Consider the following 12,687-nt stretch of genomic DNA (forward strand, 5'->3'; position numbering starts at 1 on the left):
GAGGGGGATTCTATTATGAAGAAAGAAGAGAGAATGGCCAAAGAAATATCAGAGCAACTTGGGGGAGTAAAAAATATTCGTGGCATTGCTCATTGTATGACGAGGCTACGATTAACGCTTCATGATGAAAGTAAAGTGAATATGGACCTTTTGAAAAAGGTTGAAGGGGTTATGGGCGTTATTGAAGATGAGACGCTTCAAGTTGTTGTTGGCCCAGGGACAGTAAATAAAGTAGCAGCTGAAATGGAAGGTTTAACGGGACTGCGAATCGGTGAGGTGGCAGATCATCACCTTGAAGACCTTGGGCAAGAAATGAAGTCAGAGATTAAGAAGAAAAATAATACACCAGTGAAAAACTTTTTAAGAAAAATAGGAAGTATTTTCATTCCTTTAATTCCAGGTCTTGTTGCCTCAGGAATTATAAACGGGGTCGCTAACTTTGCGAAAAACGCAGGTGCTGATCCGAATGCAACGTGGCTACAAATGCTACTACTCATTGGTGGCGGTATCTTTACATTCTTAGGAATTTTAGTCGGCTGGAATACAGCGAAAGAATTTGGCGGGACACCAGTTCTTGGGGCGATTGCGGGTATTTTAATTTTTAACCCGGCGATGGCGAACGTAAAATTATTCGGTGAAGCGCTCGTACCCGGACGGGGCGGATTGTTTGCAGTTATTTTTGCAGCATGGCTTATGGTTGTAGTAGAAAGACAAGTTCGAAAAGCAGTGCCAAATGCAGTTGATATTATCGTGACACCGCTCATTACTGTGTTAGTCGTAAGTATTGTAACGATGTTAGCCATTCAGCCGGTAGCAGGTTTCTTATCTGAAGGAATTACAAGCGGAATTAATGGTATTTTAAGTATTGGCGGCGCATTTGCTGGAGCAGTGCTTGCGGGAACATTTTTACCTCTCGTTATGGTCGGATTGCATCACGGTTTAACACCAATTCATATGGAGTTTATTAATCAAACGCACGTAACGCCTTTATTACCAGTACTAGCAATGGCTGGCGCTGGGCAAGTAGGAGCAGCGATTGCCATCTATGTGAAAACGAAAAACAAACGACTTCGTAACGTAATTAAAGGTGCATTACCAGTTGGATTTTTAGGAATTGGCGAACCGTTATTATACGGGGTTACATTACCACTTGGGAAACCGTTTCTTACAGCTTGTTTAGGTGCAGCAGTTGGCGGTGCATTCCAAGCAGTTATGAAAACAGCCGCACTCGGAATCGGTGTATCAGGGTTATCATTAATTCCGTTAATTGCTGATAATAAATATTTATTATATTTCCTTGGATTAGTAGTGGCATATACTTTCGGATTCATTTTTACGTACTTCTTTGGCTTTAAAGAAGAAATGGCAGAAAACATATAGAGAAAGGGATTCCTTTCTCTTTTTCTATTCATAGAAAGGGAGATTCATATGATAGGAGTTTCAATTTATCTTTCAAAAGAACGAGTAAAGAAGCAAGAAGAGTGGCTAAAAGTAGCGAAGGAAAACGGGTTTTCATCTATTTTTACATCACTTCACATTCCTGAAGATGATCCTGGTACGTACAAAGAGCTAATTCAAATACTTGGGAAACAAGCGCTCAAATATGAAATGGAATTAATGGTCGATGTTTCTCCAAAATCGTTACACCATTTAGGGATAACTTACGAAAATGTAGAAGAGTTAGTGGAATGGGGCATTACTGGTTTACGAATGGACTACGGCATCACGCCGAAAGAAATCGCACGCGTATCTCATAAAATGAAAGTAGCTTTAAATGCGAGTACGATTACAGATTCATTTTGGAAAGAGTTAATCATAGAAAATATAAAAGTAGAGAATGTAGAAGCGTGGCATAATTTTTACCCGCGCCCAGAAACAGGACTAGCAAAATCATTCTTACAAAAACAAAACGCATACTTACATGAGTGCGGAATAAAAACGATGGCATTTATTCCGGGAGATGGTGAAAAACGCGGTCCGCTATGTGAAGGTTTACCAACGTTAGAAAAGCACCGCAATATGCGCCCGCTTGAAGCGTACTTAGAACTTGTACAAGATTGTGGTGTCGATAAGGTGTTAATCGGGGATATAAGCGGAAGTATAGAAAGTGTACAAGAGATAGCGAGTGCGAGTAGAGGAATTATTCCGCTGCGATACGAGCCATTGATAGAGAAAAGTGAAGTGTTAAAAGTGGTGGAGCGAGTGCATACAAATAGACTAGATCCAGCTCGTGATGTCATTCGTTCAGTTGAATCAAGAGAAGGAAATAAAGTGATTTTAAAGCCGATGCATACAATTGCAAGAAAGAAAGGCAGCATTACAATTGATAATGAATTGTACGGTAGATATGTAGGAGAGATGCAAGTTGCCACACATGATTTGCCTAAAGATGAGAAAGTGAATGTTGTTGGCATGGTTGTAGAAGAGGACTTGTCTTTATTGCCGTATGTTGGCGCTGGAAAAATGTTTCAACTTTTTTGTGCAATAGAGTAAAAGCTTGAATTAGCACTATTTTGTAGGAAAACATTATCCGTAAAAGGGATAATGTTTTTTGTTTTCTTAAAAAAAGTATTTGACGAATGAAATGAAATACCGTATTGTTTTGACTTGTAAATAAAAGTTCACCATAACAAAACAAAAAGGAGAGTTCAAAATGAACCAATATATTGGGAATTTAATTATTCGTATCGTGTTAGGAGTGACATTCTTTGCGCACGGTTTAGCGAAGTTTCAATCAGGTATCGATAACGTAGCAGGATGGTTTACAAGCATCGGCTTACCAGGTGGTCTTGCATACGGCGTAGCAACAGTTGAATTAGTTGGTGGTATATTATTAATTATCGGTTTAGGCGTAAAATATGTAGGATTGTTATTCGCTCTTATTTTAGCTGGAGCTATCGTAAAGGTAAATGGAGCAGCAGGTTTATTAGGAGATGGAAAGAATCCAGGGTATGAATTAGATCTTGCATTATTAGCAATGGGTGCGTATTTATTCGTTGTAAAAGCAGAAGGATATGTAGATCGTTTCGTAAAAGAGAAAGTAATGAAAGCGAAGTAAACTTATTTATAAATTGTTGACTTGAATCATAATTGTAACTATAATGATTACAACTAGTTGATTAAGAATAAAACAATATAAATATTTTTTTACAAAAGCTGTAACTGAGGTGGTTACGACTTGTGTAAAAAATAAATAAAACGGGAGGAAGTAACATGCCTAAATCAAATTTAGAAATTATTCGAAGCACGTATGAAGGATCAGCTTCTTCGAATGCAAAACATTTAGCAGAAGCCCTCTCTGAAAAAGTAGAATGGACAGAGGCAGAAGGATTCCCATACGGGGGAACTTATATAGGTGTAGAAGCAATAATGGAAAATGTATTTAGCCGATTAGGATCAGAATGGGATGATTTTAAGGCGAGTGTAAATATGTACCATGAAGTAAACGGAAAAGATGTAATTATTGCTGAAGGTGTTTATTCAGGAGTTTATAAAGAAACGGGAAAATCATTTGAAGCAGAGTTTGTTCATGTATGGCAACTGGAGAACGGAAAAATCGTGAAGTTTAAGCAGTATGTAGATAGTCATATTGTTAAGGAAGCGATGAAGAGCTAATGCTTTTTAAATGGATTGTAGGCATATGTATTACAATTATAGTAATTATCACGTCTATAGTTGGCGGAAAGAAATTGCTTGCATATGTGGAAAAAGAGAATAAAAATATTCAAATTGAGCGAGTGGCAAACGAAAAGGAGAAGAAAGTTGCAGAAGAAGCCCCACGAGTTAGCGAAGGTGAAATTATTTCTACTATGCACAAAATGGTACACCAAAAGGTAAAATCCTCTGAGAAATGGGGATTTGTAGAAATGACAACAAAAGAAATTTATAGCGTAAAGAAAGATATTGAAAATAGTATAGGTTTTCAATATAAAACGAGGTTACTTTCTATTATAAATAGATGGGAAAAAGGAGATTTTTCACAAACAGTTGAGGAGCATAACTTTTTATGGGGCCTTCAAGGTGGAGATACCGGCAAAGCGACGGAACGTTTATCGCCAGAAGAGGAAAAGCGGTATATAAAAGAAATGAAGAGTAAATAAAAACATCGCCACCCGGATGACGATGTTTTTTTCATTAAGAATGTTTTCGCATTAAAGCTCTAGTTGGTTGAACAGTAACCGTTTTGAAATGAGAAAATAAATAACATCCTGTCACAACGATCATTGTCCCTAAAATTTGTATCCACGTTAGATCTTCACCGAGGAAAAGGAATGCTAAAATAGCTGTGAAAATCGGATTGAAGTTTAGAAAAATACCGGATGTAGTCGCTCCTAATTTTTGCACGCCAATATTCCAAAACACCATACAAAGAACTGTGGAAATAAGCCCAGTATATAAAAGTGATGTTATGAAAGAAGTATTAATATTGGAAACGGTGAAGCTCCCTATGTTAAATGGCAGTAATAGAATAACGCCGAAAATACCAGAGTATAATGTTGCCATGAGTGGTGTCGTTGTTTTTGTTGCCCATTTACTACAAACAGAATAGATTCCCCAAATACAAACAGCCGCAATCATCCATAAATCGCCGCTATTAAAATGTAGTGAAAATAAAAGTGCAAAGTTACCTTTTAATAGGACAAGAATAACCCCAAAGAATGAAAGAATCATGGATAGAATTTGAAGTGTATTTACTTTTTCTTTTAGAAATAATACTGAAAATAGTGCAATTGAAATCGCATTTAATGTAGAAATAAGCCCTACATTCGTTGCGGATGTTTTTTCTAGTGCTAGAAATTGAAAGATGTTAAAAAGAGCGACCCCTGAGATTCCCATTAGTATTAACGGAAGTATTGCGGCACGAGGTGGAATGATTTTCTTTTCTTTAAACCATACGATCGGTAATAAACAAACGATCGCAATCATCCATCTTAAACTTGTTAGTGTCATCGGTGATGCATGATCAACGAGCGATTTTCCAACGACGAAATTTCCTCCCCATAATAAGCTCGTTAGTAATAGTAAAAAGACATAAAAATAAGGCATATTAAAATCCCCTTTGTTATAATCAATGTGAATTGTAAATAATTTTAGCATTTTTCTTCGTTGTGTAATATATTCTTTTGTATAATGGTTAAAAGTCGATAAAATATTTTGTTGTAAATAGTGTTTGTAGAATGATATTCAGTTTTGTATATGTTGTAAGGTGTTTTTTCGAATAATCATCGGTAAGAAAAAGGGGGAATTGTAATGGAGTCGTCTGTTATTAAAGTGTTAGATGATTTGGACGTACAAATTTTAGATATATTGCAGAAGGAGTCTCAAGTAAGTAATGCTGAGCTTGCGCGACGCGTTAATTTATCACCAGCTGCGATGCATGCGAGAATAAAAAGATTAGATGGAGAAGGGTTCATTGATAAGCAAGTAGCCATTTTAAATCAAGAAAAGCTTGGTTTTGATTTGTTATGTTTCATTTTTATGAGTACGAATATTCATCAATCGGATAAACTTGAGGTGTTGGAGAAAGAATTAGAAGCGATGCCTGAAGTGTTAGAATGTCACTGTTTAACAGGAGAATATGATTATTTATTAAAGGTTGCAAATCGTGATCGTAAAGAGCTGGAGCAGTTTATTAGAAAGTTGAATAAGCTGGGTATTACAAGGATACAGACGAGTTTAGCACTTCGTGAAATTAAATATTCGACAGTATTACCGATCCGAAATGAGGAACCGAGCATCGATTAGATTGCTTGGTTTTTTGTTTGTATAAAGTGATTGACGGGGAGAAAAGAGAGATGTATTATTATATAAAATTATGTATTAAAATTCAATTTAGGTTATAAATATTAATATCGGGGACAAGGGGATATAATATGAAAATCTTTAATGCGGTTACGAGTGATGTGAAAGAAATTTATAGTCTTATTGAAGCTTATGCAAAAGAAGGAGTAGTTTTACCACGTTCTCTTTTATCTCTCTATCAATATTTACAATGTTTATATGTTGTGAAAGAAAGCGATGAGATTGTTGGGGTTGCTGGTTTACATGTGTTAGGGGAGGACCTTGCAGAAGTCCGGTCGTTAGTCGTCTCGCATACATATGCAGGGAAAGGAATCGGGCGTATGTTAGTGAACCATGTAATAAATGAGGCAGCGAAAATAAAAGTGAATAGAGTCATTTCTTTAACATATGAAACGGAATTTTTTCAAAAGTGCGGGTTTGATTTTGTGAATAGAGATGCGTTACCAGAGAAAGTATGGATCGATTGTAGACATTGTCCAAAGGTGGATTATTGTGATGAGGTGGCGATGATTCGATATGTTGGGTGAAATTTTCAGAGAAAAAAGGCCCACTATTATGTACGTAATAGTGGGCATCTATATTTTAGGGGAATTTAAGAACTTGAATTCGTTTTTCTTACCGCAAAATTAAAAATGGGATTTTTAAGCTCATAGTTATAAGTAGAACCATCGACAAGCCCTACAACTTTATCGCTTTCGTAAAGATCAAGCATAAATTGTGCCATTTGTTTTGCGGTGTGGAATTTCGGTACAACATTATCGTATTGGAATTCATCAATATCAAATGAACGTTTTGCAAATTCTGTTTCAGTTGCACCAGGTGCTAAAACCTTTGCTTGCAGTTTTGCACCTTGTTGTTTCAATTCGTGAGATAAACCTTCTGTAAATGCACTTACATAGAATTTCGTAGCGCAATACGTAACAGCATCAGCAACGATTGTGTATCCACCGCCTGATGAAACGTTAATAAGTTGTGTGCCATCAACCATTGAATAATCTCGAACGAAAAGAGAGGAGAGTATTGTTAGTGCTTCTATATTTACATGTAACATCGTTTCTATTTTATTTAAATTTTGTTCAGCAATGGAGGCGAAATTACCAAAACCGGCGTTGTTAATCCACGTTTCAATTTGAAAGGCTTGTAGGCTTTCATACAGCTTATAAACATTTTCCGTGATAGATAAATCCGTTCTTCGAATAACAACATCCAATTCTGGATTCATTTCGTTAATTTTTAATTTTAATCCGTCTAATTCTTCTTGTCTTCGAGCTACAAGTATTAAGTTCTTTCCGCGAGCTGCAAAGGCTAAAGCCGATTCATAGCCAATTCCAGAACTCGCACCAGTAATAACAGTGTATTTCATATAAAATCCCCCTAAGTTCAAATAAATATATTATGGTTAGATTTTATTTGTTAGAGTATACTCTAAGTCAAATGTTTTTTATGAATTTGATAAGGCTATAAAATATATGAGGATAAGCACGTGGAGGGAGTTAGAGTATGTACACAATTAGCGAGGTGGCTAAATTAATAGGAGTGAGTACACATACACTACGTTATTATGAAAAGGAAAATATATTAATTGCAAATCGCGATACAAATGGGAATCGAATGTATGAAGAGTCACATATAAAGTGGTTGCATTTTGTCATGAAATTAAAACAAACGCAAATGCCAATAGCGAAAATAAGAGAATATGCTAGGTTATATTTAGAAGGGGAGCATACAACCGAAGCTCGTTTACAGCTCCTAGAAGATCATAGGAAATCTATTCAGATTCAAAGAGAAAACTTAGTAATTACAGAAAAGATGCTGGAGAATAAAATTATTGCATATAAGGCCTCTTTGGAAAGTAAATAGAAAACATAATCCGACCCTTAATTCTTTATGATAAAAATGGATTTGATCTCATAGTGTGCCGGCAAATAAAAAAGAGCAGCTAGCAAAAGCTAACTGCTCTATTCAAGGGATCTCTCCAAGGGGGAGTGGAGAAAATATTATGTTACTAGCAGTATTGACAGGTTATTAGGAAATATACAAATCGGATGAAAGAAATTTCAAATAATCTTTCGGTATTGACAGTTTTTAAAATATTCATGTACAATACATATGAATGACATTCAGTCATTTTCGTGTGGCAGGATTTAGTTAGTTTGGCAATGGAACAAATATAAATGGTAAATGAGGATGATAGTTGTTTATATATTAGTGATGAAGGAGTATATTTTTTTAAAACAAAAATGACTGATAGTCAGTCATAAGAGGTGAGAGGTATGAAAAATAGAGCTTGGTTATATGTCATATTAACATGTATCTTTGAAATTTTTTGGGTGTTTGGTTTTAATACCGCGGATACTTGGTGGCATTGGATTATTATTTTAGGAGTTATCGCTGTTGATTTTCACTTCCTTTCTAAAGCGTGTGAACATCTTGCGACAGGGACTGTATATGCCATTTTTGCCGGAGCTGGTACGGTAGGTACTTTCTTAATGGATGTATTCCTTTTCGGCGGGAGTTTTAGCGTAGGGAAACTATTCTTTATCATGATGGTTGTAGCCGGTGTTATCGGTTTAAAGCTGGCTGATAATAAAGAAGAAACTGTGGAAGGAGCTGCTTAAAGATGGGTTGGTTTTTCGTATTTTGTGCTGCAATTAGTGAAATAGTCGGTGTGATTGGTCTTAAAATGTATAGTAAAGATAAAACGTTAGCAAATGGTGCAATTTATATAGGTGGATTTGCTACATCCTTCGCATTCTTGTATACATCTTTCTTATTTTTACAAGTAAGTGTCGCTTATGCGGTTTGGATTGGTATTGGAACAGCAGGTGCCGTTTTATTAAACATGTTCCTGTTTGGTGAGTCGAAAAGTAAAGCACGTATCATTAGTGTGGCTCTTATTGTATGCGGAGTGACAGGATTGAAGGCTCTTTCTTAAAGATATATTGTATTTATCTCCTAATGGTTTATTAGGAGATTTTTATTATTAAAAAATGATTTCCTCTTAGAGTTCACTATCATTGACAGTACAATCGATTATCTTATAAAATGAGTGACAGTCATTCAATATGTGTGTGAAAGGGTTTAGATGATGAATAAAAAAGAAAAAATTGTCTATGCAGCTATTGAAGTGTTTCAGGAAAAGGGCGTTGAAAAAACGAAGATTTCTGATATCGTGAAATTGGCTGGCATTGCACAAGGAACTTTCTATTTATATTTTCCTTCTAAGTTATCTGTTATGCCTGCAATAGCAGAAGTAATGGTTGAAAAGATGATACTTGCAGTGAAAGAAAAAGTGCAAAATGATGCGCCTTTCTCAAGTAAAGTGACGCAAGTAATAGATGCGGTGTTTCACTTTATAGCGGAATATCGTGAAATACAAGCTTTAATGTATGCGGGTCTTGCATCTACAGAGCATATAAAAGAATGGGAAGCTGTGTATGAGCCTCTTTATATGTGGCTAAGCGAGTTTTTAAGTGCGGCGAAAGAAGCTGGTGAAATTCGTGATTCGGTTCACGCGGAAAGAACGGCTAAGTTATTTATCGCTCTTGTTGAATCTGCAGCGGAACAAGTTTATTTATATGACCATAAAGATGATGAGCAAGTCGAGCTACAAAAGGCAGAAGTACTAGATTTTTTAACGCATGCACTACATATAAAGAAGTAGTAAGATGAACCTGTCTGAAAAGGTAGGTTCATTTTTGAGGAAAACTGAATGATAGTCATTCACCTAATGCGTATGTATGTGTGGAAGGATAGAGTGAAATTCTAATGAGTGGGGGCATCTCTACTCATGACTAGCCCACAAATAGCAGGATAAAGAAAAAACTTCTTGGGCATTATTTTTTTGAGGAACTTACGGGAAGAGGTGTTAAAAAGTGAAGAAACCGATAAAAGAACAAAAGATGGTATTGGTCATTCTTTTGAGTAATATATTTATCGCTTTTTTAGGGATTGGATTAATCATTCCGGTTATGCCGTCCTTTATGAATGACATGAGTTTAACAGGGAAGACGATGGGATATCTCGTTGCAGTATTCGCAATGGCTCAGCTCATTACGTCACCTATTACAGGCCGGTGGGTCGATCTTTACGGTAGGAAGAAAATGATCATCATTGGATTATTTATTTTTGGTGTTTCAGAACTTCTTTTTGGATTAGGAAAAGATGTCTGGATGCTTTATGCAGCACGGGTGTTAGGCGGAATTAGTGCGGCGTTTATTATGCCTGGTGTTACGGCATATGTTGCGGATATTACATCTATGCAGGAACGTCCAAAAGCGATGGGGTATTTATCAGCAGCGATTAGTACGGGTTTTATTATAGGACCTGGAATTGGCGGATTTATTGCAGAATACGGTATACGTGTGCCGTTTTTCGTTGCAGCAGCAATTGCCTTTATAGCATGTGTAATTTCGATCTTTATTTTAAAAGAACCGTTAACGAAAGAAGAACTTGCAGAGATTTCTGCTAACACGAAAGAATCAAGTTTTATTGGTGATTTAAAGAAATCATTACATCCAATGTATGCAATTGCATTTATTATCGTATTTGTACTCGCATTCGGATTATCAGCGTATGAAACTGTGTTTAGTCTATTTTCTGATCATAAGTTTGGATTCACACCCAAAGATATTGCGGCAATTATTACGATTAGCTCCATCTTTGGGGTAGTTGTGCAAGTATTTATGTTTGGTAAATTGGTTGATATGTTCGGTGAAAAAGTGTTGATTCAAATATGTTTAATTGTAGGTGCAGTATTAGCGTTTGTTTCAACTGTAGTCTTTAATTATTGGATTGTACTTCTCGTTACTTGCTTTATTTTCCTTGCATTTGATTTGCTTCGTCCAGCTTTAACGACATTTTTATCAAAAGCAGCTGGAAAAGAGCAAGGATTTGTTGCTGGTATGAACTCGACTTATACGAGTTTAGGAAATATTGCAGGACCAGCGATGGGCGGAATATTATTTGATATGAATATTCATTATCCATATGCATTTTCAGGAGTTGTTTTAATAGTTGGTCTTGGCATTACATTTATGTGGAGAGAGAAACAGCTAGCTGAAAGTTTTGCGAAGTAATAAAACCCCTTACGACGGTAAGGGGTTTTTATTTTATCCCGCTTTAATGGGCAGTAAGACCCCCGCCTCAAAATTCACTGAAAGCAAAGAATTTAGGTGGGGGATCAACTGCCCATAAAAGTTTCACTTTATAAGCTTAATCCAAACCGTTTTAATTCAATGAAAATCCCCTCTAATTGCTTTCCTTTATCCGTTAATGTGTACTCTACACGAGGCGGAACTTCTGGATATACTTTTCTCGTTATAATGCCTTGAGATTCTAGTTCTTTTAGTCGAAGCGATAATGTTTTCGGGCTAATCCCATTCATTGATTTTTGTAAATCACTAAAGCGTAATGTTCCTTCGATAAGAAGGTCGCGAATGATTAAAAACGTCCATTTTGTACGAATTACGTCAAGTGTTTTAGCGATAGGACAAGGTATGCCAGGTAAACCTTTCGTTAATTCAACTGGATCTATATTGTTCATGGAACTAGCCTCCATAAAATTTTTTTGGATGAATTTGCTTTATAGTATCACAAAACTATACTTTTGGTAACTATATGAAAAAAATATCACTACTTCCATAAAGGAAGTTAGTGCATATACAATAGCAATATGAAATACAAAGGGTTTATATGAAGGAGGAGGTGATTTTCATGGGGATAAAAAAGTTGTTTGGATTCCTTAGTTTGTTTGTTGTTTGTATTGTACTTGTAGCATGTAGCGGGGAACAAAAAACGGAAATCCAGTTATTAAAAGAAATGCCGAAGCCAAAAGCAATGACAATTGATCCCTCACTAAGTAAAAAGGAAGCGACCGAAATGGTTCATGCAGCGCAGCGTTTTTATGCATTTTGGGATACAGGTAAGGAGGAACTTATTCTGCAAACTGTTTCTGAAAATTTTTCCGATAATACATTGCCGAAAGGGCGACCACAAGGCACTGAAGGATTAAAGTTTGCGGCACAAAATTTTCGTAAAGTCGTTCCTAATATACATTGCGAGATTGAAGATTTATTAGTCGTCGGTGATAAAGTAACAGCTCGTCTTTCTTTTACAGGAACGCATAAGGATAAGAAAATCAATTTTTTTGCAATTGATATTTTACATGTGAAAGACGGAAAGATAACGGAAGACTGGCATTTAGAAGATAATCTTACGCTGAAACAGCAACTGGGGTTAATAGCCGAGGAGTAAAATAAGGGAGAGAAAAGCGATGAAAAATATATTCATTATAAATGGACATGAAAAATACGGTACAAAGGAAGGCAGATTAAATAAAACGTTAGTTGATTATATGATAACTGTATTAAGTGAGAAGCATCATGTGAAAACAACAACGATTCAAGATGGCTATAGTATTAAAGAAGAACAAGAGAAGTTTTTATGGGCGGATGTTGTGATTTATCAAACACCGATTTACTGGTTTAGTGTACCGGGCTTATTTAAAACGTATATGGATGAAGTATATGAATATGGTTTGTTCTTTAAAGGTGCTGATGAATATGGAACAGGTGGTTTATTAAAAGAGAAGCAGTATATGTTTTCTACAACTTGGAATGCACCTGAAAAGGCATTTGGAGATAAGACGAAGTTCTTTGAAGGGGAAAGTTTAGAGTCAACGCTTAGCCATTTACACCGCGTGCAAAAGTTTCTTGGCATGAGTCCGTTAAAGAGCTTTGCTTGTTATGATGTGGTGAAGAATCCTACAATTGATAAGTATTTAGAGAACTTGAAGAATCATTTAGAAGAAATCATTTAATAATTACAGCCATCCCCATATTTAATGCGGGGATGGCTGTATCCATAATTTCGCAAAATTTGCCC

At 36.1% G+C, this 12,687-nt stretch carries 17 protein-coding genes; 14 read left to right on the forward strand and 3 right to left on the reverse strand.

What is annotated here, in order from left to right; translation table 11 throughout:
• The first annotated feature begins 15 nt into the window (after positions 1-15).
• The 5 genes from JDS99_RS09685 (at position 16) to JDS99_RS09705 (ending at position 4,100) form a co-directional block, all read left to right on the forward strand.
• Positions 16-1,380, forward strand: a complete 1,365-nt coding sequence (locus tag JDS99_RS09685) for a PTS transporter subunit EIIC (protein ID WP_000711311.1) — start codon at positions 16-18, stop codon at positions 1,378-1,380.
• Positions 1,381-1,428: 48 nt separating this feature from the next.
• Positions 1,429-2,493 carry a DUF871 domain-containing protein gene (locus tag JDS99_RS09690; protein WP_199694986.1) on the forward strand — a complete coding sequence of 355 codons (1,065 nt, stop codon included), beginning with the start codon at positions 1,429-1,431 and terminating at the stop codon, positions 2,491-2,493.
• A 160-nt stretch (positions 2,494-2,653) separates the two neighbouring features.
• Positions 2,654-3,058 carry a DoxX family protein gene (locus tag JDS99_RS09695; protein WP_046957250.1) on the forward strand — a complete coding sequence of 135 codons (405 nt, stop codon included), beginning with the start codon at positions 2,654-2,656 and terminating at the stop codon, positions 3,056-3,058.
• Positions 3,059-3,213: 155 nt separating this feature from the next.
• On the forward strand, positions 3,214-3,615 hold the full coding sequence (locus tag JDS99_RS09700) for a nuclear transport factor 2 family protein (RefSeq protein ID WP_088062071.1): 402 nt from the start codon (positions 3,214-3,216) through the stop codon (positions 3,613-3,615).
• A complete protein-coding gene (locus tag JDS99_RS09705; protein ID WP_088062072.1) occupies positions 3,615-4,100 on the forward strand; it encodes a PRK06770 family protein in 486 nt (161 codons plus the stop codon). Before JDS99_RS09700 ends, JDS99_RS09705 begins: the two co-directional genes overlap by 1 nt.
• A gap of 34 nt (positions 4,101-4,134) precedes the next feature.
• On the opposite strand, the gene JDS99_RS09710 is transcribed toward JDS99_RS09705, so the two are convergent.
• Positions 4,135-5,046, reverse strand: a complete 912-nt coding sequence (locus JDS99_RS09710) for a DMT family transporter (RefSeq protein WP_088062075.1) — start codon at positions 5,044-5,046, stop codon at positions 4,135-4,137.
• A 204-nt stretch (positions 5,047-5,250) separates the two neighbouring features.
• On the opposite strand from JDS99_RS09710, the gene JDS99_RS09715 reads away from it, so the two are divergent.
• The gene (locus JDS99_RS09715) at positions 5,251-5,745 is read left to right on the forward strand and encodes an Lrp/AsnC family transcriptional regulator (RefSeq protein WP_000446106.1); all 495 of its coding nucleotides are present in this window, start codon (positions 5,251-5,253) and stop codon (positions 5,743-5,745) included.
• Between the two features lie 128 nt (positions 5,746-5,873).
• Entirely contained in the window at positions 5,874-6,329 is a 456-nt protein-coding gene (locus JDS99_RS09720; protein ID WP_048545675.1) for an N-acetyltransferase, read from the forward strand.
• A 65-nt stretch (positions 6,330-6,394) separates the two neighbouring features.
• Here JDS99_RS09720 and JDS99_RS09725 read toward each other — a convergent pair whose 3' ends face one another.
• Complete coding sequence (locus JDS99_RS09725) at positions 6,395-7,165, reverse strand: SDR family NAD(P)-dependent oxidoreductase (protein ID WP_048545673.1); 771 nt, start codon at positions 7,163-7,165, stop codon at positions 6,395-6,397.
• Positions 7,166-7,302: 137 nt separating this feature from the next.
• Here JDS99_RS09725 and JDS99_RS09730 point away from each other — a divergent pair, with 137 nt between their 5' ends.
• From JDS99_RS09730 to JDS99_RS09750, 5 genes are all read left to right on the forward strand, one after another.
• Complete coding sequence (locus JDS99_RS09730) at positions 7,303-7,662, forward strand: MerR family transcriptional regulator (RefSeq protein ID WP_098147873.1); 360 nt, start codon at positions 7,303-7,305, stop codon at positions 7,660-7,662.
• Between the two features lie 413 nt (positions 7,663-8,075).
• A complete protein-coding gene (locus JDS99_RS09735) occupies positions 8,076-8,420 on the forward strand; it encodes a DMT family transporter (protein ID WP_048545668.1) in 345 nt (114 codons plus the stop codon).
• Positions 8,421-8,422: 2 nt separating this feature from the next.
• Entirely contained in the window at positions 8,423-8,737 is a 315-nt protein-coding gene (locus tag JDS99_RS09740; RefSeq protein ID WP_000539670.1) for a DMT family transporter, read from the forward strand.
• Positions 8,738-8,887: 150 nt separating this feature from the next.
• The gene (locus JDS99_RS09745; protein ID WP_001993037.1) at positions 8,888-9,466 is read left to right on the forward strand and encodes a TetR/AcrR family transcriptional regulator; all 579 of its coding nucleotides are present in this window, start codon (positions 8,888-8,890) and stop codon (positions 9,464-9,466) included.
• 211 nt (positions 9,467-9,677) lie between these two features.
• Positions 9,678-10,880, forward strand: a complete 1,203-nt coding sequence (locus tag JDS99_RS09750; RefSeq protein WP_048545666.1) for an MFS transporter — start codon at positions 9,678-9,680, stop codon at positions 10,878-10,880.
• 128 nt (positions 10,881-11,008) lie between these two features.
• Here the strand turns inward: JDS99_RS09750 and JDS99_RS09755 are convergent, their stop codons facing one another.
• Complete coding sequence (locus tag JDS99_RS09755; protein ID WP_061113258.1) at positions 11,009-11,347, reverse strand: winged helix-turn-helix transcriptional regulator; 339 nt, start codon at positions 11,345-11,347, stop codon at positions 11,009-11,011.
• Between the two features lie 170 nt (positions 11,348-11,517).
• Here JDS99_RS09755 and JDS99_RS09760 point away from each other — a divergent pair, with 170 nt between their 5' ends.
• Positions 11,518-12,057 (forward strand): ester cyclase, encoded by a 540-nt coding sequence (locus JDS99_RS09760; protein ID WP_087985769.1) that lies wholly within the window; start codon positions 11,518-11,520, stop codon positions 12,055-12,057.
• Positions 12,058-12,076: 19 nt separating this feature from the next.
• Positions 12,077-12,622, forward strand: coding sequence for an NAD(P)H-dependent oxidoreductase (locus JDS99_RS09765; RefSeq protein ID WP_199694987.1), 546 nt, complete (start codon positions 12,077-12,079; stop codon positions 12,620-12,622).
• Positions 12,623-12,687: the final 65 nt, after the last annotated feature.

It is taken from the genome of Bacillus cereus group sp. N6, assembly GCF_016483705.1.
GTDB lineage: Bacteria > Bacillota > Bacilli > Bacillales > Bacillaceae_G > Bacillus_A > Bacillus_A wiedmannii.